Origin of the sequence: Salmonella sp. 741265116_PST, from assembly GCF_046567715.1 — a bacterium.
Lineage (GTDB): Bacteria > Pseudomonadota > Gammaproteobacteria > Enterobacterales > Enterobacteriaceae > Salmonella > Salmonella enterica.
The window spans coordinates 157,142-181,311 of the sequence record NZ_JBKFPH010000001.1 but is presented as its reverse complement, the minus strand read 5'-3'; the positions used below and the strand labels follow the sequence as shown (position 1 = coordinate 181,311).

Annotated in this window: 20 protein-coding genes and 2 tRNA genes; 19 read left to right on the top strand and 3 right to left on the bottom strand. The window is 53.7% G+C overall.

All coding sequences use genetic code 11. The features are described from left to right. Positions 1–124 precede the first annotated feature (124 nt). Positions 125–1,558 (bottom strand): serine-type D-Ala-D-Ala carboxypeptidase, encoded by a 1,434-nt coding sequence (gene dacB / locus ACLD11_RS00880; protein WP_411014413.1) that lies wholly within the window; start codon positions 1,556–1,558, stop codon positions 125–127. Positions 1,559–1,805: 247 nt separating this feature from the next. Here dacB and greA point away from each other — a divergent pair, with 247 nt between their 5' ends. Next, positions 1,806–2,282, top strand: a complete 477-nt coding sequence (gene greA, locus ACLD11_RS00875; RefSeq protein WP_001148008.1) for a transcription elongation factor GreA — start codon at positions 1,806–1,808, stop codon at positions 2,280–2,282. Positions 2,283–2,437: 155 nt separating this feature from the next. On the opposite strand, the gene yhbY is transcribed toward greA, so the two are convergent. Further along, positions 2,438–2,731, bottom strand: a complete 294-nt coding sequence (yhbY, locus tag ACLD11_RS00870) for a ribosome assembly RNA-binding protein YhbY (RefSeq protein ID WP_001592995.1) — start codon at positions 2,729–2,731, stop codon at positions 2,438–2,440. A gap of 126 nt (positions 2,732–2,857) precedes the next feature. Between yhbY and rlmE the strand changes: the two genes are divergently transcribed. The 6 genes from rlmE to ACLD11_RS00840 all read left to right on the top strand — a co-directional run bounded on the left by rlmE (position 2,858) and on the right by ACLD11_RS00840 (position 8,460). Continuing rightward, complete coding sequence (gene rlmE / locus ACLD11_RS00865; protein WP_000145974.1) at positions 2,858–3,484, top strand: 23S rRNA (uridine(2552)-2'-O)-methyltransferase RlmE; 627 nt, start codon at positions 2,858–2,860, stop codon at positions 3,482–3,484. Positions 3,485–3,587: 103 nt separating this feature from the next. Then, positions 3,588–5,522, top strand: coding sequence for an ATP-dependent zinc metalloprotease FtsH (gene ftsH, locus ACLD11_RS00860; protein WP_023137153.1), 1,935 nt, complete (start codon positions 3,588–3,590; stop codon positions 5,520–5,522). A 104-nt stretch (positions 5,523–5,626) separates the two neighbouring features. Further along, entirely contained in the window at positions 5,627–6,475 is an 849-nt protein-coding gene (gene folP, locus ACLD11_RS00855) for a dihydropteroate synthase (protein WP_000764711.1), read from the top strand. Next, entirely contained in the window at positions 6,468–7,805 is a 1,338-nt protein-coding gene (gene glmM, locus ACLD11_RS00850; RefSeq protein ID WP_411014412.1) for a phosphoglucosamine mutase, read from the top strand. The genes folP and glmM overlap by 8 nt, the downstream gene beginning before the upstream one ends. A 222-nt stretch (positions 7,806–8,027) precedes the next feature. Beyond that, complete coding sequence (gene secG, locus ACLD11_RS00845) at positions 8,028–8,360, top strand: preprotein translocase subunit SecG (RefSeq protein ID WP_000272680.1); 333 nt, start codon at positions 8,028–8,030, stop codon at positions 8,358–8,360. A 13-nt stretch (positions 8,361–8,373) separates the two neighbouring features. Beyond that, positions 8,374–8,460, top strand: a tRNA-Leu gene (locus ACLD11_RS00840). Between the two features lie 197 nt (positions 8,461–8,657). On the opposite strand, the gene argG is transcribed toward ACLD11_RS00840, so the two are convergent. Further along, the gene (argG, locus tag ACLD11_RS00835; RefSeq protein ID WP_183059371.1) at positions 8,658–10,001 is read right to left on the bottom strand and encodes an argininosuccinate synthase; all 1,344 of its coding nucleotides are present in this window, start codon (positions 9,999–10,001) and stop codon (positions 8,658–8,660) included. Positions 10,002–10,344: 343 nt separating this feature from the next. Here argG and ACLD11_RS00830 point away from each other — a divergent pair. From ACLD11_RS00830 to mtr, 12 genes are all read left to right on the top strand, one after another. After that, a tRNA-Met gene (locus ACLD11_RS00830) sits at positions 10,345–10,421 on the top strand. 207 nt (positions 10,422–10,628) lie between these two features. After that, a complete protein-coding gene (rimP, locus tag ACLD11_RS00825) occupies positions 10,629–11,081 on the top strand; it encodes a ribosome maturation factor RimP (protein ID WP_000105461.1) in 453 nt (150 codons plus the stop codon). A gap of 27 nt (positions 11,082–11,108) precedes the next feature. Beyond that, entirely contained in the window at positions 11,109–12,611 is a 1,503-nt protein-coding gene (nusA, locus tag ACLD11_RS00820; protein ID WP_411011356.1) for a transcription termination factor NusA, read from the top strand. Between the two features lie 24 nt (positions 12,612–12,635). After that, complete coding sequence (gene infB / locus ACLD11_RS00815) at positions 12,636–15,314, top strand: translation initiation factor IF-2 (RefSeq protein ID WP_411011355.1); 2,679 nt, start codon at positions 12,636–12,638, stop codon at positions 15,312–15,314. Between the two features lie 220 nt (positions 15,315–15,534). Further along, a complete protein-coding gene (gene rbfA, locus ACLD11_RS00810) occupies positions 15,535–15,936 on the top strand; it encodes a 30S ribosome-binding factor RbfA (RefSeq protein WP_001040208.1) in 402 nt (133 codons plus the stop codon). Continuing rightward, positions 15,936–16,880, top strand: a complete 945-nt coding sequence (truB, locus tag ACLD11_RS00805) for a tRNA pseudouridine(55) synthase TruB (RefSeq protein WP_411014411.1) — start codon at positions 15,936–15,938, stop codon at positions 16,878–16,880. The genes rbfA and truB overlap by 1 nt, the downstream gene beginning before the upstream one ends. A 150-nt stretch (positions 16,881–17,030) precedes the next feature. Next, complete coding sequence (gene rpsO / locus ACLD11_RS00800; RefSeq protein WP_000059465.1) at positions 17,031–17,300, top strand: 30S ribosomal protein S15; 270 nt, start codon at positions 17,031–17,033, stop codon at positions 17,298–17,300. A 241-nt stretch (positions 17,301–17,541) separates the two neighbouring features. Continuing rightward, complete coding sequence (gene pnp, locus ACLD11_RS00795; RefSeq protein ID WP_023187335.1) at positions 17,542–19,677, top strand: polyribonucleotide nucleotidyltransferase; 2,136 nt, start codon at positions 17,542–17,544, stop codon at positions 19,675–19,677. Positions 19,678–19,786: 109 nt separating this feature from the next. Beyond that, positions 19,787–20,671: a lipoprotein NlpI gene (gene nlpI, locus ACLD11_RS00790; protein ID WP_000802069.1), complete on the top strand. Its 885-nt coding sequence runs from the start codon at positions 19,787–19,789 to the stop codon at positions 20,669–20,671. 105 nt (positions 20,672–20,776) lie between these two features. After that, the gene (gene yrbN / locus ACLD11_RS00785) at positions 20,777–20,857 is read left to right on the top strand and encodes a protein YrbN (protein ID WP_010723222.1); all 81 of its coding nucleotides are present in this window, start codon (positions 20,777–20,779) and stop codon (positions 20,855–20,857) included. Then, a complete protein-coding gene (deaD, locus tag ACLD11_RS00780) occupies positions 20,850–22,751 on the top strand; it encodes an ATP-dependent RNA helicase DeaD (RefSeq protein ID WP_411011353.1) in 1,902 nt (633 codons plus the stop codon). Before yrbN ends, deaD begins: the two co-directional genes overlap by 8 nt. 145 nt (positions 22,752–22,896) lie before the next feature. Beyond that, positions 22,897–24,141, top strand: a complete 1,245-nt coding sequence (gene mtr / locus ACLD11_RS00775; protein WP_411014410.1) for a tryptophan permease — start codon at positions 22,897–22,899, stop codon at positions 24,139–24,141. Positions 24,142–24,170: the final 29 nt, after the last annotated feature.

Genomic DNA, 24,170 nt, shown 5'->3' with positions numbered 1-24,170 from the left:
AGCCGGATGGCGCTTACGCTTATCCGGCCTACAAAAGTCAACGGGCCGCATTTGCGGCCCGTTTTATTATGTTCGTTGTAGGCCAGATAAGACGCGTTAGCGCCGCCATCCGGCAATAATGCACTCAGTTAGTCTGATAAATATCCTTATACAACCGACTCTCGAAGCGTACCAGCGGGATTCGGCGATTACGCTGGTCAGCAGGTGGAACCGCGTAGCCGGACAAATACTGTACAAATGCCATCCGTTGCCCGCTTGCGGTGGTAATAAAGCCCGCCAGATTATACACGCCCTGCAGTGACCCGGTTTTCGCCGAAACCTTACCGTCTACGCCCGCCTGATGTAGCCCGGCGCGGTATTGCAATGAACCATCATAGCCCGCCAGCGGCAGCATAGAGATAAAGTTCAGCTCGTTATCGTGTTGGGCGATATATTGCAACACCTGCATCATCGTGGTGGGAGCGATCAGGTTATGGCGAGAAAGACCGGAACCGTCGGCAATAATGGTATTGCCGATATCAATTCCCGCCTGTTGGCGCAGGATCTGGCGAACGGCATCCGATCCCGCCCGCCAGGTGCCAGGCACGTTAAACCTGACATGACCAATCATCCGAAAAACAGTATCGGCGATCATGTTGTCTGACTTTTTCAGCATAATCTTAAGCAGATCGTGCAGTGGCGCCGACTGTTTACTGGCGACGATCGTTCCGGGCTCGTTAACCTGCGTCTGGCGCAGCAGCGTGCCGCGGTAAGTTATCCCGGCCTCTTTCAGTTCCTGCTTGAGGATCGCGCCCGCGTAGCTGGCACCGTCCTGAATAGCAAAGGCCAGCGGCAGCGGGTCGGCGCGCTGTGGTAAACAGCCGGTAAGCGTATAACGGTTCAAATCGCCAGGCACAACATCCAGCTCGCAATACTGCGCGTCTGCCGAACCGCGCGGCAGAGTCCGTACCTGGCTGAACATCGTTACCGGATAATAAGAGGCCACGCGAATAAAGGCTAAATCGTTTGGTTTTTGCGCGCTATAAAGCGACACAGAAAAACAGTTGCGGTCAACAATGGCGGCGGCGGGAGGCGCGCTGAAACACTGCGTCAGGTCGTTCCACGGCCAGCCTGGCGCTTTATCGTGGCTGGCGAAAATCGACGTGTCGATAAGCACATTGCCGTCGATTTGCGTGACGCCGGACTTTTTCAGCGTCGCGACCATATTGCGAATATCCTGACGTCTTAGCGTTGGATCGCCACCGAAGCGCGCAATTACGTCACCTTTCAGGATGCCGTTATCGACGTTGCCTTTAGTCTCCAGCGTGGTCGTAAAACGGAAATCCGGGCCGAGTTGAATCAGCGCCGCCAGCGCGGTAATCACCTTTTGGGTACTGGCGGGAAGCGCCATCTGCTGACTATGATAATCAATAGCCGGCGCGGGCGCGCCAATCTTTTGCACCATCAGCGCGAGGTTGGCGCCGGCCGGAAGCTGTTTGATGTATTCGTCAATATTCGCGGCCTGAACGCTGAACGCTATACTGGTGGTCAATCCGATGATAAATCTGGAAAATCGCATAATCTCGCGCTAACACCCTGGAAACAAGCCGTCATACTACGGCGCAACGCCCTAAAAAGTAAACGATGACCCATAGGGAACTCCAGGGTAAAATGGTTATCAAAGAGGAAATTGTAGCTGACCTGGGACTGCGCGCCCGGGTTGGTGTTTTTTTGCTTCTGACCCTGGTATGGCATATGCCGGGGCTGGCTTAGCAGCCGGGGTAGAGTTCATTGCCCCCTACAGGAATGTTCAAGAGGTATAACAAATGCAAGCTATTCCGATGACCTTACGCGGAGCCGAAAAACTGCGCGAAGAGCTGGATTTTCTGAAATCTGTGCGCCGTCCTGAAATCATCGCCGCTATCGCCGAAGCGCGCGAACATGGCGATTTAAAAGAAAACGCGGAGTATCATGCTGCACGCGAACAGCAGGGTTTCTGCGAAGGGCGCATTAAAGATATCGAAGCAAAACTGTCGAATGCGCAGGTGATTGATGTCACTAAAATGCCGAACAATGGTCGCGTGATTTTCGGCGCTACCGTCACGGTGCTGAACCTGGACACCGACGAAGAGCAGACCTACCGTATTGTTGGCGATGATGAGGCGGATTTTAAGCAAAATCTCATTTCGGTAAACTCGCCAATCGCTCGCGGCCTGATCGGCAAAGAGCAGGATGACGTCGTGGTGATCAAAACGCCTGGCGGCGATGTGGAATACGAAGTGCTTAAAGTGGAATACCTTTAAGTAGTACTCAATACGCAAATTGTTGGTGTATTGTAAAGAAAGGAAAAAGGCCGCATAGCGGCCTTTTATCAACGGAGAGAGCGTGGCATTTTGCTCTTCTGCTCGTGGAAAACCCCTCGTTTTACACAGATTTTGTGTTCGACTTTAGGATATCCTTAACGCGGCAGCGAGATTTTACGCTCTTTAGTTGGGCGATACAGCACCAGCGTTTTACCGATGACCTGTACGTTACAGGCGCCGGTTTCGCGCACGATAGCGTCCACGATCAAGGTTTTTGTTTCGCGATCTTCCGAGGCGATTTTCACCTTGATAAGTTCATGGTGCTCTAACGCTTGTTCAATCTCGGCCAGTACCCCTTCGGTCAAACCATTATTGCCAAGCATAACAACAGGCTTGAGCGGATGTGCCAGACCTTTTAGGTGCTGTTTTTGTTTAGTACTCAGATTCATCGTATATTTTTGCTTACGTTGGGATTGAAAACGGGTCATTCTACCGCCATCTCCCTTATATCGCCAAATAGGCGTGTAGAAATTTACGCCATTGGCTACGATGAACTGCCCCGACGGGAAAGTTAAATGACAGGTAAAAAGCGTTCTGCCAGCTCAAGCCGCTGGCTTCAGGAACACTTTAGCGATAAATATGTTCAACAGGCGCAGAAAAAGGGGCTACGCTCCCGTGCCTGGTTTAAACTTGATGAAATACAGCAAAGTGACAAACTTTTTAAGCCGGGAATGACGGTAGTCGATCTCGGCGCTGCGCCAGGAGGCTGGTCACAGTATGTGGTCACGCAGATTGGCGGCAAAGGCCGCATCATCGCTTGTGATCTTTTACCTATGGATCCTATCGTTGGTGTGGACTTTCTTCAGGGCGATTTTCGTGATGAACTTGTCATGAAAGCGTTACTGGAACGCGTGGGTGACAGTAAAGTACAAGTTGTCATGTCTGATATGGCACCAAACATGAGCGGAACACCGGCGGTGGATATCCCCCGCGCCATGTATCTGGTGGAGCTGGCGTTAGAGATGTGCCGCGATGTGCTGGCGCCAGGCGGAAGTTTTGTAGTGAAGGTGTTCCAGGGCGAAGGTTTCGATGAGTATCTAAGGGAAATTCGCTCCCTGTTTACGAAGGTTAAAGTTCGTAAGCCGGACTCTTCGCGTGCGCGTTCGCGTGAAGTGTACATTGTAGCGACCGGGCGAAAGTGATAACCGGCAGATTTCAGACGTAAGGTTTGAAAGAAACTGGATATAGAGTATCCTGACGCTGTTTTTAACACAGTTGTAATAAGAGGTTAATCCCTTGAGTGACATGGCGAAAAACCTAATACTCTGGCTGGTCATTGCCGTTGTGCTGATGTCAGTATTCCAGAGCTTTGGGCCCAGCGAGTCTAATGGCCGTAAGGTGGATTACTCTACCTTCCTGCAAGAGGTCAATCAGGACCAGGTTCGCGAAGCGCGTATCAACGGACGTGAGATCAACGTTACCAAGAAAGATAGTAACCGTTACACGACTTACATTCCGATTAATGATCCGAAGCTGCTTGATAACCTGCTGACTAAAAACGTCAAGGTTGTTGGCGAACCACCTGAAGAGCCAAGCCTGCTGGCTTCTATCTTCATTTCCTGGTTCCCGATGCTGTTGCTGATCGGCGTCTGGATCTTCTTTATGCGTCAGATGCAGGGCGGCGGTGGCAAAGGCGCCATGTCGTTCGGTAAGAGCAAGGCGCGTATGCTGACGGAAGATCAGATCAAAACCACGTTTGCTGACGTCGCGGGTTGTGACGAAGCGAAAGAAGAAGTGGCGGAACTGGTTGAATACCTGCGTGAACCGAGCCGTTTCCAGAAGCTGGGCGGTAAAATTCCGAAAGGCGTCCTGATGGTCGGCCCGCCGGGTACCGGTAAAACCCTGCTGGCAAAAGCCATTGCGGGTGAAGCGAAGGTGCCATTCTTTACGATTTCCGGTTCTGACTTTGTGGAAATGTTCGTCGGTGTCGGCGCGTCTCGTGTGCGTGACATGTTCGAACAGGCCAAGAAAGCGGCGCCGTGCATTATCTTCATCGATGAAATCGACGCCGTAGGTCGCCAGCGTGGCGCTGGTCTGGGCGGTGGTCACGATGAACGTGAGCAGACGTTGAACCAGATGCTGGTCGAGATGGACGGCTTCGAAGGTAACGAAGGTATCATCGTTATCGCCGCAACTAACCGTCCGGACGTTCTGGACCCGGCGTTGCTGCGTCCAGGCCGTTTTGACCGTCAGGTGGTGGTAGGCCTGCCGGATGTTCGCGGTCGTGAGCAGATTCTGAAGGTGCATATGCGTCGCGTGCCGTTAGCGACGGACATTGATGCGGCGATCATTGCGCGCGGTACGCCGGGTTTCTCCGGTGCGGACCTGGCGAACCTGGTCAACGAAGCGGCGCTGTTTGCCGCACGCGGCAACAAACGCGTAGTGTCGATGGTTGAGTTCGAAAAAGCGAAAGACAAAATCATGATGGGTGCGGAACGTCGCTCCATGGTGATGACAGAAGCGCAGAAAGAGTCGACCGCGTACCACGAAGCGGGCCACGCGATTATCGGTCGCCTGGTGCCGGAACACGATCCGGTGCACAAAGTGACGATTATCCCACGTGGTCGCGCGCTGGGTGTGACCTTCTTCCTGCCTGAAGGTGACGCGATCAGCGCCAGCCGTCAGAAGCTGGAAAGCCAAATCAGCACGCTGTACGGCGGCCGTCTGGCGGAAGAGATTATCTACGGCGTTGAGCATGTTTCTACCGGTGCGTCGAACGACATTAAAGTCGCGACTAACCTGGCGCGTAACATGGTGACTCAGTGGGGCTTCTCCGACAAACTTGGTCCGCTGCTGTATGCGGAAGAAGAGGGCGAAGTGTTCCTCGGCCGTAGCGTCGCAAAAGCGAAACATATGTCTGATGAAACCGCGCGTATCATCGACCAGGAAGTGAAAGCGCTGATTGAGCGTAACTACAATCGCGCTCGTCAGATCCTGACTGACAATATGGATATTCTGCACGCGATGAAAGATGCGCTGATGAAATATGAAACCATCGATGCGCCGCAGATTGATGACCTGATGGCGCGTCGTGAAGTGCGTCCGCCTGCGGGCTGGGAAGATCCAAACGGCACCAATAACTCTGACAGCAATGGTACGCCTCAGGCGCCGCGTCCGGTTGATGAACCACGCACGCCGAACCCGGGCAACACGATGTCAGAGCAACTGGGCGACAAATAAGCGTTTGTTGTACAACATTATGTTTAGCGCTCACCGAAACCCTGGGGCTTGCCCCGGGGTTTTTCTTTTTTTAACTCACCACAAATAAAACAGGGATTTTGACCATGAAACTCTTCGCTCAGGGCGCCACGCTCGATCTCACTCATCCGCATGTTATGGGGATCCTGAACGTAACGCCGGATTCGTTCTCCGACGGCGGTGCGCATAACACGCTGATTGAGGCGGTGAAACATGCGAATTTAATGGTGAATGCCGGGGCGACAATTATTGATGTGGGGGGGGAATCAACGCGACCAGGCGCGGCGGAAGTGAGCGTGGAAGAAGAGCTGGATCGCGTTATTCCGGTACTGGAAGCAATCGCGCAACGTTTTGAAGTGTGGATTTCTGTGGATACCTCTAAACCCGAGGTGATCCGTGAAGCGGCAAGGGCGGGCGCGCATATTATCAATGATGTCCGTTCGCTCTCCGAGCCCGGCGCGTTGGAAGCGGCAGCGGAAACCGGCTTGCCGGTCAGTCTTATGCACATGCAGGGCAACCCCAAAACCATGCAGGAGGCGCCGAAATATGACGATGTCTTTGCTGAGGTGAATCGCTACTTTATTGAGCAAATAGCACGTTGTGAGAAGGCCGGCATCGCAAAAGAGAAATTGTTGCTCGACCCCGGATTCGGTTTCGGTAAAAATCTCTCTCACAACTATACCTTACTGGCGCGACTGGGTGAGTTTCATCATTTTAACCTGCCGCTGCTGGTGGGCATGTCGCGTAAAACGATGGTTGGTCAGCTACTTAACGTGGGGCCATCAGACCGTCTGAACGGCAGCCTTGCGTGCGCAGTAATTGCCGCGATGCAGGGCGCGCAGATCATTCGCGTCCATGACGTCAAAGAAACCGTAGAGGCGATGCGGGTGGTGGAAGCCACTCTGTCTGCAAAGGGAAACAAACGCTATGAGTAATCGTAAATATTTCGGTACCGATGGGATTCGCGGACGTGTAGGCGATGCCCCTATTACACCTGATTTTGTGCTTAAACTGGGTTGGGCTGCCGGAAAAGTGCTGGCGCGTCATGGTTCGCGTAAAATCATTATCGGTAAAGATACGCGTATTTCTGGCTATATGCTGGAATCCGCGCTGGAGGCGGGCCTTGCCGCTGCGGGGCTGTCGGCCTCGTTTACCGGACCTATGCCAACGCCAGCCGTCGCCTATCTGACGCGGACTTTCCGCGCGGAGGCGGGTATCGTTATCTCGGCTTCGCATAACCCATTCTATGATAACGGCATTAAATTCTTCTCTATCGACGGTACGAAACTGCCTGACGATGTGGAAGAAGCCATCGAAGCCGAAATGGAAAAAGAGATCACCTGCGTAGACTCCGCCGAGCTGGGTAAAGCCAGCCGCATCGTCGATGCCGCCGGACGCTATATTGAGTTCTGCAAAGGCACCTTCCCGAACGAACTGAGCCTCAACGGCCTGAAAGTGGTTGTGGATTGCGCCAACGGCGCTACCTACCATATCGCGCCGAATGTGCTGCGCGAGCTGGGCGCGACCGTGATCGCCATCGGCTGTGAGCCAAACGGCGTCAACATTAACGAAGAAGTGGGCGCGACCGACGTGCACGCGTTACAGGCGCGCGTGTTGGCGGAGAAAGCGGACCTCGGCATCGCGCTTGACGGCGACGGCGACCGGGTCATCATGGTTGACCATGAAGGCGCAAAAGTCGATGGCGATCAGATCATGTATATCATCGCGCGCGAAGGGTTGCGCCAGGGGCAACTGCGCGGCGGCGCGGTGGGGACGCTGATGAGCAATATGGGGCTGGAGCTGGCGCTCAAGCAGCTTGGCATTCCGTTTGCCCGGGCGAAAGTGGGCGACCGCTACGTGCTGGAAAAATTGCAGGAAAAAGGCTGGCGCATCGGCGCGGAAAACTCTGGTCACGTTATTCTGCTGGATAAAACGACCACTGGCGACGGTATTGTAGCGGGGCTACAAGTTCTGGCGGCGATGGTGCGTAATCATATGAGTCTGCACGATCTGTGCAGCGGTATGAAAATGTTCCCGCAGATTCTGGTTAACGTGCGTTACACCGCTGGTAGCGGCGATCCGCTGGAAAATGAAGCGGTGAAAGCGGTAACGGCGGACGTAGAAGCCACACTCGGCAATCGTGGGCGGGTACTGCTACGTAAATCCGGTACCGAACCGCTGATTCGCGTGATGGTGGAAGGCGAGGATGAAGCGCAGGTTACGGCATTCGCTCATCGTATCGCGGATGCGGTAAAAGCCGTTTAAGCGTTTAAGTGACTAAAAAGGCGGCGGTTGCCGCCTTGCTGCACCTAAAAAACAACGCTTTTGCTGTTTTTTTCCGCAGTTGATACAATGCGCTTAAATTGCCCTTGCGAAGGTCATTCGCTTTGGTTAGTATTCACACCCGCTTCAGTGGGAAACAGTAAAAATCCCGCTTTATTGGTAGAAGCATTGGTACGCGGCAACTCCGCAAGGAACAGGTTGATTATGTACGAAGCTCTTTTAGTTGTTTTCCTTATTGTGGCAATTGGCCTTGTAGGTCTGATCATGCTGCAGCAAGGTAAAGGCGCTGATATGGGAGCCTCCTTCGGAGCAGGCGCTTCCGCTACGCTATTTGGTTCAAGTGGTTCTGGTAACTTCATGACCCGAATGACGGCGGTATTGGCGACGCTGTTCTTCATCATCAGTCTGGTGTTGGGTAATATCAATAGCAACAAAACCAATAAAGGGAGCGAGTGGGAAAATCTGAGCGCGCCGGCGAAGACCGAGCAGACTCAACCTGCCGCGCCGGCCCAGCCGACCAGCGATATCCCGCGCTAATAGCAGTATCCGTGCCGAGGTGGTGGAATTGGTAGACACGCTACCTTGAGGTGGTAGTGCCCAATAGGGCTTACGGGTTCAAGTCCCGTCCTCGGTACCAATATTCCGAAAGAAAGACGCTGAAAAGCGTCTTTTTTTTCGTCTGTGACCCGTCAAATGATGTGGCATGTAGGCCTGATAAGCGTAGCGCCATCAGGCAATCAATGCCGGATGGCGGCGTAAACGCCTTGTTCGGCCTACAGTCATTATCCCTCATAAAAAAGGCCGCTTGCGCGACCTGTGAGAAATATCATTCGGTTACTTTGCATTGTTTTCCAGACTACCGACCTGCGGTAAACCGGTGGCGGACGATGTCGCCAGCAGGCCAGACTGCGCATAGCCATACAGTTTTTCACGCGTATCGGTGATGTCCAGGTTACGCATCGTCAACTGACCGATACGATCGTCTGGCGAGAATACGGAATCGCCTTTTTCCATGGTTAAACGTTCTGGCTTATAGGTCAGATTGTCGGATACGGTGTTCAGAATTGAGTAGTCGTTGCCGCGACGCAGCTCCAACGTCACTTCACCGGTAATCTGGCTGGCGACCCAACGTTGCAGGCCGTCACGCAGCATCAGCGCCTGCGAGTCGAACCAGCGGCCCTGATACAGCAGTTTACCCAACTGACGACCATGAGAATGATACTGTTCAATGGTGTCTTCGTTGTGAATACCGGTCAACAGACGCTCGTAAGCGATGTGCAGCAGCGCCATTCCGGGGGCTTCATAAATACCGCGGCTTTTTGCTTCAATGATGCGGTTTTCAATTTGGTCGCTCATGCCCAGGCCGTGGCGGCCACCGATGCGATTCGCTTCCAGCATCATCTCAACATCATTGCTGAAGGTTTTGCCATTCAGAGCAACAGGGTGACCCTGTTCAAAACGGATGGTGACTTCTTCTGCCGGGATCTTCACGCTTTCGTCCCAGAACTTCACGCCCATAATCGGGTTAACGATTTTGACGCTGGAGTTAAGAAACTCCAGATCTTTCGCTTCATGCGTGGCGCCGAGCATGTTGGAATCGGTGGAGTAGGCTTTTTCAACGGACATTTTGTAGTCGAAGCCGCAGGCAATCATAAATTCAGACATCTCATGGCGACCACCCAGCTCATCGATAAAGTGGGTATCCAGCCACGGTTTGTAAATCTGTAATTCAGCATTCGTCAGCAAGCCGTAACGATAGAAACGTTCAATATCGTTGCCTTTATAGGTGCTGCCGTCGCCCCAGATATTCACGCCGTCTTCTTTCATCGCGGCGACCAGCATCGTGCCGGTCACGGCACGGCCCAGCGGCGTGGTATTGAAATAGGTCAGTCCGCCAGTCGTATTATGGAAAGCGCCGCACTGAATCGCTGCGATCCCTTCTGCAACCAACTGCTTGCGGCAATCAATCAGGCGAGCATTCTCTGCGCCATACTCCATTGCGCGACGAGGAATGGCGTCATAGTCATCCTCATCCGGTTGTCCCAGATTCGCAGTATAGGCATATGGGACAGCTCCTTTTTGTCGCATCCACAGCAGCGCGGCGCTGGTGTCCAGACCGCCGGAAAAAGCGATACCAATACGTTGACCTGCTGGAAGATGCTTAAGAATCGTCGTCATAGAATAGAACCCTGCTTGATTGACTGATAATGAGATCGGTTTCTGCTTTAGTGCATTTTTATGCAAAATAAATGAGTTTTCATTTAATCATCTTTTAGCAGAGACAGGAAGCGTTTAGTGAAGGTTTACTGAAATAACGTTGTGAAATGCGTGTCTAAGCCGGAGAGATGGGATGAGTATAACGAAGAGTGATATTCATTCATCTGCATATTGGGAATAGGGTTGACATAACTCATGCCTGGTCACTATACTGTGCGCAGATTTTACGTCCCGTCCTCGGTACCAAATCCCAGCAGTATTTGCAAATTTTGCCCAAAACGAGTAAAATTTGCCACGTTTCAGGCGCGGGGTGGAGCAGCCTGGTAGCTCGTCGGGCTCATAACCCGAAGGTCGTCGGTTCAAATCCGGCCCCCGCAACCACTTTCCCTTAGAGTTCTTTTTCAAATATACTGTGAAGATTATGTCCTTCGTAGCTGGATTTGAAAAAAATTCTTTCGGAAGGTACACCAGACCGCCGTTGCGGTTATAGGGTTCAGTTATCTAAAGCCCCGATTTATCGGGGTTTTTTGTTATCTGACTACAGAATAACTGGGCTTTAGGCCCTTTTTTTATGTCTTGGGGGTGGGCTTGTCCACATTAGAGCAAAAATTAACAGAGATGATTACAGCGCCAGTTGAAGCCTTAGGCTACGAGCTGGTCGGCATCGAATTTATTCGCGGTCGCACATCCACACTGCGCATCTATATTGATAGTGAAGATGGCATCAATGTTGATGATTGTGCTGATGTGAGCCACCAGGTAAGCGCGGTGCTGGACGTTGAAGATCCTATCTCCGTGGCTTACAACCTTGAAGTCTCGTCACCGGGTCTCGACCGTCCTATGTTCACTGCCGATCATTATGCGCGTTTCCAGGGTGAAGAAGTCGCGCTGGTTCTTCGCATGGCGGTACAGAACCGTCGCAAGTGGCAGGGCATTATCAAAGCGGTGGACGGTGAAATGATTACCGTCACAGTCGAAGGCAAAGATGAAGTGTTCGCGCTGAGTAATATCCAGAAGGCGAACCTGGTTCCCCACTTTTAACAGTCTGGATGAGGTGAAAAGCCCGCGATGAACAAAGAAATTTTGGCTGTTGTTGAAGCCGTTTCCAACGAAAAAGCGCTGCCACGCGAAAAAATTTTTGAAGCGCTGGAAAGTGCGCTGGCGACAGCAACAAAGAAAAAATATGAGCAGGAGATCGATGTTCGTGTAGAAATCGATCGTAAAAGCGGTGATTTTGATACTTTCCGCCGTTGGTTGATCGTTGAAGAAGTGACCATGCCGACGAAGGAAATTACGCTGGAAGCGGCGCGCTTTGAAGACGAAAGCCTGAATGTCGGCGACTATGTTGAAGATCAGATTGAGTCTGTCACCTTTGACCGTATCACCACGCAGACTGCGAAACAGGTTATCGTACAGAAGGTCCGTGAAGCTGAACGCGCGATGGTTGTCGATCAGTTCCGCGACCAGGAAGGCGAAATCGTCACTGGCGTGGTGAAGAAAGTGAACCGCGACAATATCTCTCTGGAAATTAAATCCGAAGGGATGGCCGGTAGCGCTGAAGCGGTGATTCTGCGTGAAGATATGCTGCCGCGCGAAAACTTCCGCCCTGGCGACCGTATTCGCGGCGTGCTGTATGCTGTTCGCCCGGAAGCGCGTGGCGCACAGCTGTTCGTCACCCGTTCTAAGCCGGAAATGCTGATCGAACTGTTCCGCATCGAAGTGCCGGAAATCGGCGAAGAAGTGATTGAAATTAAAGCGGCGGCTCGCGATCCGGGTTCTCGTGCGAAAATCGCAGTGAAAACCAACGATAAACGTATCGATCCGGTCGGCGCTTGCGTGGGGATGCGCGGCGCGCGCGTTCAGGCGGTCTCTACCGAACTGGGCGGTGAGCGTATCGATATCGTGCTGTGGGATGATAACCCGGCGCAGTTCGTCATTAATGCGATGGCGCCGGCAGACGTCGCATCTATCGTGGTGGACGAAGATAAACATACCATGGATATCGCCGTTGAAGCCGGTAATCTGGCGCAGGCGATCGGACGTAATGGTCAGAACGTCCGCCTGGCTTCGCAATTGAGCGGCTGGGAACTCAACGTAATGACCGTTGATGACTTGCAGGCTAAACATCAGGCTGAAGCACATGCCGCTATCGAGATCTTTACTAAATATCTTGATATTGATGAAGAGTTCGCGACCGTTCTGGTAGAAGAAGGTTTCTCCACGCTCGAAGAACTGGCCTATGTGCCAATGAAAGAACTGCTGGAAATTGACGGCCTTGATGAGCCGACCGTTGAAGCACTGCGCGAGCGTGCTAAAAACGCACTGGCCACTCTGGCGCAGGACCAGGAAGCAAGCCTCGGTGATAACAAACCGGCTGACGATCTGCTGAATCTGGAAGGATTAGATCGCGATATGGCTTTCAAACTGGCGGCTCGTGGTGTTTGTACGCTGGAAGATCTCGCCGACCAGGGCATTGATGATCTGGCTGATATCGAAGGGTTGACCGACGAAAAAGCCGGTGAGCTGATTATGGCTGCCCGTAATATTTGCTGGTTCGGCGACGAAGCGTAATAAACTGTAGCAGGAAGGAACAGCATGACAGATGTAACCCTAAAAGCGCTGGCCGCAGAGAGACAGGTTTCCGTGGATCGCCTGGTACAGCAGTTTGCTGATGCAGGTATCCGGAAATCTGCTGACGACTCTGTGTCCGCACAAGAAAAACAGACTTTACTGGCGCACCTGAACCGCGAAGCGGTTTCTGGTCCCGATAAACTGACGCTGCAGCGTAAGACGCGCAGCACCCTGAATATTCCAGGTACCGGTGGAAAAAGTAAATCGGTACAAATCGAAGTCCGCAAGAAGCGCACCTTTGTGAAACGCGATCCGCAAGAGGCTGAACGCCTGGCCGCGGAAGAGCAGGCGCAGCGTGAAGCGGAAGAGCAAGCCCGTCGTGAGGCAGAAGAACAGGCCAAACGCGAGGCGCAACAAAAAGCTGAACGCGAGGCCGCAGAACAAGCTAAGCGTGAAGCCGCTGAAAAAGCGAAACGTGAAGCTGCGGAAAAAGACAAAGTGAGCAATCAACAGACTGACGATATGACCAAAACCGCCCAGGCCGAAAAAGCCCGCCGTGAGAATGAAGCTGCAGAGCTGAAGCGTAAAGCGGAAGAAGAAGCACGTCGCAAACTCGAAGAAGAAGCGCGTCGTGTAGCAGAAGAAGCTCGCCGCATGGCGGAAGAAAACAAATGGACCGCAACGCCTGAGCCAGTAGAAGACACCAGTGACTATCATGTCACCACTTCTCAGCACGCGCGCCAGGCCGAAGACGAAAACGATCGTGAAGTAGAAGGCGGTCGTGGTCGTGGCCGTAATGCAAAAGCGGCACGTCCGGCGAAAAAAGGCAAACATGCCGAATCCAAAGCCGATCGCGAAGAAGCGCGTGCTGCGGTTCGCGGCGGTAAAGGCGGCAAGCGTAAAGGGTCTTCTTTACAGCAAGGCTTCCAGAAGCCCGCTCAGGCCGTTAACCGTGACGTGGTGATCGGTGAAACCATCACCGTTGGCGATCTGGCGAACAAGATGGCGGTGAAAGGCTCTCAGGTCATCAAAGCGATGATGAAGCTGGGCGCCATGGCCACCATCAACCAGGTCATCGACCAGGAAACCGCACAGCTGGTTGCCGAAGAGATGGGCCACAAAGTTATCCTGCGTCGTGAAAACGAACTGGAAGAAGCGGTAATGAGCGACCGTGATACCGGCGCTGCGGCTGAACCGCGCGCACCGGTTGTGACCATCATGGGCCACGTTGACCACGGTAAAACCTCTCTGCTGGACTACATTCGTTCCACGAAAGTAGCCTCTGGCGAAGCGGGCGGCATTACCCAGCACATCGGTGCGTACCACGTTGAAACTGACAACGGGATGATCACCTTCCTGGACACCCCGGGCCACGCCGCATTTACTTCTATGCGTGCTCGCGGCGCCCAGGCAACGGATATCGTGGTTCTGGTGGTAGCGGCAGACGACGGCGTGATGCCGCAGACTATCGAAGCTATCCAGCACGCGAAAGCGGCAGGTGTGCCGGTCGTGGTTGCGGTGAACAAAATCGATAAGCCGGAAGCCGATCCGGATCGCGTTAAGAACGAACTGTCCCAGTACGGCATTCTGCCGGAAGAGTGGGGCGGCGAGAGCCAGTTCGTTCACGTGTCTGCAAAAGCGGGCACCGGTATCGACGAACTGCTGGACGCTATCCTGCTGCAGGCCGAAGTTCTGGAACTGAAAGCGGTACGCAAAGGTATGGCGAGCGGTGCGGTTATCGAATCCTTCCTGGATAAAGGTCGTGGTCCGGTGGCTACCGTGCTGGTTCGTGAAGGTACGCTGCATAAGGGCGATATCGTGCTGTGTGGCTTCGAATACGGCCGCGTGCGTGCGATGCGTAACGAACTGGGTCAGGAAGTGCTGGAAGCGGGTCCGTCCATTCCGGTGGAAATCCTCGGCCTGTCCGGCGTTCCGGCTGCGGGTGACGAAGTGACCGTCGTTCGCGACGAGAAGAAAGCGCGTGAAGTTGCTCTGTATCGTCAGGGTAAATTCCGTGAAGTTAAACTGGCGCGTCAGCAGAAATCTAAACTCGAGAACATGTTCGCCAACATGACCGAAGGCGAAGTTCACGAAGTGAACATCGTGCTGAAGGCCGACGTACAGGGTTCTGTGGAAGCGATCTCCGACTCCTTGCTGAAACTGTCTACCGACGAAGTGAAAGTGAAGATCATCGGTTCTGGCGTAGGTGGTATCACCGAAACCGACGCGACCCTGGCTGCGGCGTCCAACGCCATTCTGGTTGGCTTCAACGTTCGTGCCGATGCCTCTGCGCGTAAAGTGATCGAATCTGAAAGCCTGGATCTGCGTTACTACTCCGTCATCTATAACCTGATCGACGAAGTGAAAGCGGCGATGAGCGGTATGCTGTCTCCGGAACTGAAACAGCAGATCATCGGTCTGGCTGAAGTGCGCGATGTGTTCAAATCGCCGAAATTCGGCGCGATCGCGGGCTGTATGGTTACCGAAGGTACGATTAAACGCCATAACCCAATCCGCGTTCTGCGCGACAACGTGGTTATCTATGAAGGCGAGCTGGAATCCCTGCGCCGCTTCAAAGATGACGTTAACGAAGTCCGTAACGGCATGGAATGTGGTATCGGCGTGAAGAACTACAACGACGTTCGCGTTGGCGATATGATCGAAGTATTCGAGATTATCGAGATCCAACGTACTATCGCTTAATCTTCGTCGTCTTTTGGGCCGCAACGGCGTTGGCTGCGCTCGCTCACCCCGGTCACATAGTTATCTATGCTCCCGGGGATTTACGAGCTTGCCGCCTTGTTGCAATCCAAAATCCTTAGAAGATGATTAGGCGTAGGCCGGGTAAGCGAAGCGCCACCCGGCAAGAAATTTAAAAAGGGGCTTATGGCCCCTTTTTTGTCTTTATTCTGGAGAATTTATTATGGCGAAAGAATTTGGTCGCCCTCAGCGCGTAGCGCAAGAGATGCAGAAAGAGATCGCGCTCATCCTGCAACGCGAAATCAAAGATCCACGTGTAGGTATGATGACCACCGTATCGGGTGTTGAAATGTCCCGCGATCTGGCATACGCCAAAGTATTCGTGACGTTCCTCAACGATCAGGACGAAGCGGCTGTGAAAAACGGCATTAAGGCCCTGCAGGAAGCGTCTGGTTTCATCCGCAGCTTGCTGGGTAAAGCGATGCGTCTGCGCATCGTACCGGAACTGACCTTCTTCTACGACAACTCGCTGGTGGAAGGGATGCGTATGTCCAACCTGGTGACTAACGTGGTGAAACATGACGAAGAACGTCGTGTGAACCCGGACGACAGCAAGGAGGACTGATGAGTCGTCCTCGTCGTCGTGGCCGCGACATTCACGGCGTTCTGCTGCTGGATAAGCCGCAGGGTATGTCCAGCAATGACGTGCTGCAGAAGGTTAAGCGCATCTACAATGCCAACCGCGCCGGGCATACCGGCGCGCTGGACCCGCTGGCGACCGGCATGTTGCCGATTTGCCTCGGCGAAGCGACAAAATTTTCGCAGTACCTGCTGGATTCTGACAAACGCTATCGTGTTATTGCCCGTCTGGGGCAGCGCACGGATACCTCTGACGCCGATGGTCAAATCGTGCAGGAGCGTCCGGTGACTTTCAGCGCTGGGCAGCTTGCGAGCGCGCTGGAGACCTTTCGTGGGGATATCGAACAGATTCCCTCGATGTATTCGGCGCTGAAGTATCAGGGCAAGAAGCTGTACGAATATGCCCGCCAGGGTATCGAAGTGCCGCGCGAAGCCCGCCCGATTACCGTCTATGAGCTGCTGTTTATTCGCCATGAAGGTAACGAGCTGGAGCTGGAAGTTCATTGCTCCAAAGGCACCTATATTCGTACCATTATTGATGATTTAGGTGAGAAACTGGGCTGTGGCGCGCACGTAACGTATCTGCGTCGTCTGACGGTCAGCAAGTATCCGGTGGATCGTATGGTGACGCTGGAGCATTTGCAGACGCTGGTAGCACAGGCGGAACAGCAGGGCGTTCCGGCGGCGCAGTTGCTCGATCCATTATTGATGCCAATGGACAGTCCAGCTTCGGACTATCCTGTTGTTAATCTGCCGTTAACATCTTCGGTATACTTCAAGAATGGCAACCCGGTTCGTACCACGGGCGCGCCGTTGAAGGGACTGGTTCGTGTGACGGAAGGTGACGACGATAAATTTATCGGTATGGGCGAAATTGACGACGAAGGCCGTGTCGCGCCTCGTCGGCTGGTAGTAGAGTACCCAGCGTAATGTCGCTTCGTCTTGCGATAAGAGAGCGCTGCGAGTAGAATACCGCCGCTTAACGTCGCGTAAATTATTTAACAGTTTACGCGGCGTACACTGGGATCGCTGAATTAGAGATCGGCGTCCTCTCATTCTTAAATACTTTGGAGTTTTAAAATGTCTCTAAGTACTGAAGCTACAGCTAAAATCGTTTCTGAGTTCGGTCGTGACGCAAACGACACCGGTTCTACCGATGTTCAGGTTGCTCTGTTGACTGCACAGATTAACCACCTGCAGGGTCACTTTGCAGAGCATAAAAAAGATCACCACAGCCGTCGTGGTCTGCTGCGTATGGTTTCTCAGCGTCGTAAACTGCTCGACTACCTGAAACGTAAAGATGTTGCACGCTACACCGCGCTGATTGAGCGTCTGGGTCTGCGTCGCTAATTCTTTCGAGTTTCAGAAAGAGGGGGCCTTCATGGCCCCTTTTTTCCAGCAGATGGCAGCAATTCGCTGGAAACTAATGTATTGTTGCTATGAATGATCTTCCGTTGCAGAGGTTCGCGCGGCTAATGAGAGGCTTTACCCATATCAGGGTTAGGGTTGTCATTAGTCGCGAGGATGCGCAGAAGATCGGGTATTAACGACGGCGCGTATTGTGCCGTCAAAAATTGGAAAGGATATTATTTTGCTTAATCCGATCGTTCGTAAATTCCAGTACGGTCAGCATACCGTTACGCTGGAAACTGGCATGATGGCGCGTCAGGCCACTGCCGCTGTTATGGTAAGCATGGATGACACCGCCGTATTCGTTACCGTTGTCGGCCAGAAAAAAGCCAAGCCAGGCCAGGACTTCTTCCCACTGACCGTTAACTATCAGGAGCGTACCTACGCTGCTGGTCGTATCCCGGGCAGCTTCTTCCGTCGTGAAGGCCGTCCAAGCGAAGGCGAAACCCTGATCGCGCGTCTGATTGACCGCCCGGTTCGTCCGCTGTTCCCGGAAGGCTTCGTTAACGAAGTGCAGGTTATCGCGACCGTCGTTTCCGTTAACCCGCAGGTTAACCCGGATATCGTGGCGATGATCGGCGCATCTGCTGCGCTGTCGCTGTCCGGCATTCCGTTCAACGGCCCAATCGGCGCGGCGCGCGTAGGTTACATCAATGACCAGTACGTGCTGAACCCGACCCAGGACGAGCTGAAAGAAAGCAAGCTGGACCTGGTGGTTGCCGGTACCGAAGCGGCTGTGCTGATGGTGGAATCCGAAGCTGAACTGCTGAGCGAAGACACTATGCTGGGCGCGGTGGTATTCGGTCACGAGCAGCAGCAGGTTGTTATCCAGGCGATCAACGATCTGGTGAAAGAAGCCGGTAAACCGCGTTGGGACTGGCAGCCGGAAGCCGTCAACGACGCGTTGAACGCGCGTGTTGCTGCGCTTGCTGAATCTCGTCTGAGCGACGCGTACCGCATTACCGATAAACAAGAGCGCTATGCTCAGGTTGACGTAATCAAATCCGAAACCATCGATCAGCTTATTGCAGAAGATGAAACTCTGGATGCTAACGAGCTGGGTGAAATCCTGCACGCCATCGAGAAAAACGTGGTACGTAGCCGCGTACTGGCAGGCGAGCCGCGTATTGATGGCCGTGAAAAAGACATGATCCGTGGTCTGGACGTGCGCACTGGCGTACTGCCGCGTACTCACGGTTCCGCTCTGTTTACCCGTGGTGAAACGCAGGCGCTGGTTACCGCGACTCTGGGTACTGCCCGTGACGCGCAGGTGCTTGATGAACTGATGGGCGAGCGCACTGACAGCTTCCTGTTCCACTACAACTTCCCTCCGTACTCCGTAGGCGAAACCGGCATGGTCGGTTCTCCGAAGCGTCGTGAAATTGGTCACGGTCGTCTGGCGAAGCGCGGCGTGTTGGCAGTGATGCCGGACATGGATAAATTCCCGTACACCGTTCGCGTGGTGTCTGAAATCACCGAATCCAACGGTTCTTCCTCTATGGCTTCCGTGTGCGGCGCTTCTCTGGCGCTGATGGACGCTGGCGTGCCAATTAAAGCCGCCGTAGCAGGTATCGCCATGGGTCTGGTGAAAGAAGGCGACAACTACGTTGTACTGTCTGACATTCTGGGCGATGAAGATCACCTGGGCGATATGGACTTCAAAGTGGCGGGTTCCCGCGACGGTATCTCTGCGCTGCAGATGGATATCAAAATTGAAGGTATCACCAAAGAGATCATGCAGGTTGCGTTGAACCAGGCTAAAGGCGCGCGTCTGCACATCCTGGGCGTGATGGAACAGGCGATCAACGCGCCGCGTGGCGATATCTCTGAATTTGCGCCGCGTATCCATACCATCAAGATCAGCACGGACAAGATCAAAGACGTGATCGGTAAAGGCGGTTCTGTGATCCGCGCGCTGACTGAAGAGACCGGCACCACCATCGAAATCGAAGATGACGGTACTGTGAAGATCGCGGCGACCGACGGTGAAAAAGCGAAATACGCTATCCGTCGTATCGAAGAGATTACCGCAGAGATCGAAGTCGGCCGTATCTACAATGGTAAAGTGACCCGTATCGTTGACTTTGGCGCGTTTGTTGCCATCGGCGGCGGTAAAGAAGGTCTGGTTCACATCTCTCAAATCGCGGATAAGCGTGTAGAGAAAGTGACCGACTATCTGCAGATGGGTCAGGAAGTCCCGGTTAAGGTTCTGGAAGTTGACCGCCAGGGCCGTGTACGTCTGAGCATTAAAGAAGCAACCGAGCAGTCTCAACCTGCGGCTGCGCCGGAAGCTCCGGCGAGCGAACAGGCCGAGTAAGGTAGCCTTTTGCCCTCCGCACTGCGGAGGGCTTTAGACCTGGCTGGACGCCTTGTTGAGCCACCGGGGAACAGGACGTTCATTCAATCGTTGTCTTCGGGAGTGGGAAATGAAGCCTTTTTTGCGCTGGTGTTTCGTTGCGACAGCACTTACGCTTGCAGGATGCAGTAATTCCGCCTGGCGTAAAAGTGAAGTCCTCGCAGTACCATTGCAACCGACTTTACAGCAGGAAGTGATTCTGGCGCGTATGGAACAGATTCTTGCCAGTCGGGCTTTAACCGATGACGAACGCGCACAGCTTTTATATGAGCGCGGAGTGTTGTATGATAGTCTTGGTTTGAGGGCATTAGCGCGAAATGATTTTTCACAAGCGCTGGCAATCAGACCGGATATGCCTGAAGTATTCAATTACTTAGGCATTTATTTAACGCAGGCAGGCAATTTTGATGCTGCCTATGAAGCGTTTGATTCTGTACTAGAGCTTGATCCAACTTACAACTACGCGCACTTAAACCGCGGTATCGCATTGTATTACGGCGGCCGTGATAAGTTAGCGCAAGATGATCTGCTGGCGTTTTATCAAGACGATCCCAATGATCCTTACCGCAGCCTGTGGCTGTATCTTGTTGAGCAGAAGCTTAATGAGAAGCAGGCGAAAGAAGCGTTAAAAGCACGCTTCGAAAAATCGGATAAAGAGCAATGGGGATGGAACATTGTCGAGTTCTACCTGGGCGACATTAGCGAAGCAACGCTGATGGAAAGGCTCAAGGCGGACGCAACGGATAACACCTCGCTCGCTGAGCATCTCAGTGAAACCAACTTCTATTTAGGTAAGTATTACCTAAGTCTGGGGGATTTGGACAGCGCCACGGCTCTGTTCAAACTGGCGGTGGCCAACAACGTTCATAACTTTGTTGAGCACCGATACGCATTGTTGGAATTATCGCTCCTGGGCCAGGACCAAGATGACCTGGCAGAATCGGACCAGCAATAGCTGACGAACATATCAGCCCGTAATCTTTTTGATTGCCATCACCTTCGCGGGTGAGGGCGTTGTTGTTCGTTAATACACCTACTTTGAGCCGGTTCACACTTTTCAATGAAAATTGCAGATCAATTTCATGATGAGTTATGTAGACTGGCCGCCATTAATTTTGAGGCACACGTACTACATGGCTGAATTCGAAACCACTTTTGCAGATCTGGGGCTGAAGGCTCCTATCCTTGAAGCCCTTACCGATCTGGGTTACGAAAAACCATCTCCAATCCAGGCAGAGTGCATTCCGCATCTGCTGGGCGGTCGCGACGTGCTGGGCATGGCCCAGACCGGTAGCGGCAAAACCGCAGCGTTCTCTTTACCGCTGCTCAACAATCTTGATCCTGAGCTGAAGGCACCTCAGATTCTGGTGCTGGCGCCAACCCGCGAACTGGCGGTACAGGTTGCCGAAGCCATGACGGATTTCTCTAAACACATGCGCGGCGTAAACGTGGTTGCCCTGTACGGCGGTCAGCGTTATGACGTGCAGTTACGCGCCCTGCGTCAGGGGCCGCAGATCGTTGTCGGTACGCCGGGACGTCTGCTTGATCACTTAAAACGCGGCACCCTCGACCTCTCTAAACTGAGTGGTCTGGTGCTGGATGAAGCCGACGAAATGCTGCGTATGGGCTTCATCGAAGACGTTGAAACTATTATGGCGCAGATCCCGGAAGGTCATCAGACCGCTCTGTTCTCCGCCACCATGCCGGAAGCGATTCGTCGCATTACCCGCCGCTTTATGAAAGAGCCGCAGGAAGTGCGCATTCAGTCCAGCGTGACTACCCGTCCTGACATCAGCCAGAGCTACTGGACGGTGTGGGGTATGCGTAAAAATGAAGCGCTGGTGCGTTTCCTGGAAGCGGAAGACTTTGATGCGGCGATTATCTTCGTGCGTACCAAAAACGCGACCCTGGAAGTAGCAGAAGCGCTGGAACGTAGCGGCTACAACAGCGCCGCGTTGAATGGCGATATGAACCAGGCGCTGCGTGAGCAGACTCTGGAACGCCTGAAAGATGGTCGTCTGGACATCCTGATCGCCACCGACGTCGCGGCCCGTGGTCTGGACGTTGAACGTATCAGCCTGGTGGTGAACTACGATATTCCGATGGATTCCGAGTCCTACGTTCACCGTATCGGTCGTACCGGCCGTGCGGGTCGCGCCGGTCGCGCGCTGCTGTTCGTTGAGAACCGCGAGCGTCGTCTGCTGCGCAACATCGAACGCACCATGAAGCTGACCATTCCGGAAGTGGAACTGCCGAACGCAGAACTGCTGGGTAAACGCCGTCTGGAAAAATTCGCCGCGAAAGTTCAGCAGCAACTGGAAAGCAGCGATCTGGATCAGTACCGTGCGCTGCTGGCGAAAATCCAGCCGTCTGCTGAAGGCGAAGAGCTGGATCTCGAAACGCTGGCTGCCGCACTGCTGAAAATGGCGCAGGGCGAGCGTCCGCTGATTCTGCCGCCGGATGCGCCGATGCGTCCTAAGCGTGAATTCCGTGACCGTGATGACCGTGGTCCGCGCGATCGTAATGACCGTGGCCCGCGTGGCGACCGTGAAGAACGTCCGCGTCGTGAACGTCGTGACGTTGGCGATATGCAGTTATACCGCATTGAAGTGGGCCGCGATGATGGTGTTGAAGTTCGTCATATCGTGGGCGCTATCGCTAACGAAGGCGACATCAGCAGCCGTTACATTGGTAACATTAAGCTGTTCGCGTCTCACTCCACCATCGAGCTGCCGAAAGGTATGCCGGGCGAAGTGTTGCAGCACTTCACGCGTACCCGCATTCTGAACAAGCCGATGAATATGCAGTTGCTGGGTGATGCGGTTCCGCACGCGGGCGGTGAACGTCGCGGCGGCGGTCGTTTTAGCGGCGAGCGCCGTGAAGGCGGCCGTGGCGAAGGCCGTGGTTTCGGCGGCGAACGTCGTGAAGGCGGTCGTGGTGATGGTCGTCGCTTCAGCGGCGAGCGTCGTGAAAGCCGTGGTCCGCGTCGTGATGACTCTACCGGTCGCCGTCGTTTCGGCGGTGGTGATGCGTAAGCGCCACACGTAATTAGCGTAAAGTAAAATATACAGCCCCGATCGTCACAATCGGGGCTTTTTTTATTTCCTTTGTACTCGTGTACTGGTACAGTGCAGCGTATTGAGAGATAGTCACACTATAAATGACTGGAGAGAGGGCTGCATGGCAACACTTACCACCACCCAAACGTCACCTTCGCTGCTTGGCGGCGTGGTGATTATCGGCGGCACCATCATTGGCGCGGGGATGTTCTCCCTGCCGGTGGTCATGTCCGGGGCGTGGTTCTTCTGGTCGATGGCGGCGCTGGTCTTTACTTGGTTTTGTATGCTGCACTCCGGGCTGATGATCCTCGAAGCCAACCTTAACTACCGCATTGGTTCGAGTTTTGACACCATCACTAAAGACCTGCTGGGCAAAGGCTGGAACGTTGTCAACGGCATTTCTATTGCCTTTGTGCTCTACATCCTGACTTATGCCTATATCTCGGCGAGCGGCTCAATTCTGCATCATACCTTTGCTGAGATGTCGCTGAACGTTCCGGCGCGCGCGGCAGGTCTTGGTTTTGCGCTGCTGGTGGCGTTTGTGGTGTGGTTAAGCACCAAAGCGGTTAGCCGTATGACGGCGATTGTGTTGGGCGCGAAAGTGATTACTTTCTTCCTGACCTTCGGCAGCCTGCTGGGGCACGTCACGCCGACCACATTGTTTAACGTGGCTGAAAGCCACGCGTCATACACGCCGTATCTGCTGATGACGCTGCCATTTTGTCTGGCCTCTTTTGGCTATCACGGTAACGTACCGAGCCTGATGAAATATTACGGCAAAGATCCGCGCACCATCGTCAAATGCCTGATTTATGGGACGTTACTGGCGCTGGCGCTCTATTCCGTCTGGCTGCTGGGGACGATGGGCAACATCCCGCGTCCGGAATTTATCGGCATTGCGCAGAAAGGCGGCAATATTGATGTGCTGGTACAGGCATTGAGCGGCGTGCTGAACAGCCGCAGCCTGGATCTGCTGCTGGTGGTGTTCTCTAACTTTGCGGTCGCCAGTTCCTTCCTGGGCGTGACGCTGGGGCTGTTTGACTATCTGGCGGATCTGTTTGGTTTTGATGACTCGGCAATGGGGCGTTTTAAAACCGCACTGCTGACGTTTGTGCCGCCAATTGTCGGCGGCCTGCTGTGGCCGAATGGCTTCCTGTACGCCATTGGTTATGCAGGTTTAGCGGCAACTATCTGGGCGGCCATTGTACCGGCGCTGCTGGCGCGTCAATCCCGCAAGCGCTTCGGTAGCCCTAAATTCCGCGTCTGGGGTGGTAAGCCGATGATTGCGCTGATTCTGGTGTTTGGTGTCGGCAACGCGGTTATCCATATCCTGTCGAGCGTTAACCTGCTGCCGGTGTACCAGTAACGTTATTGTGCCGGATGGCGGTTGCACCT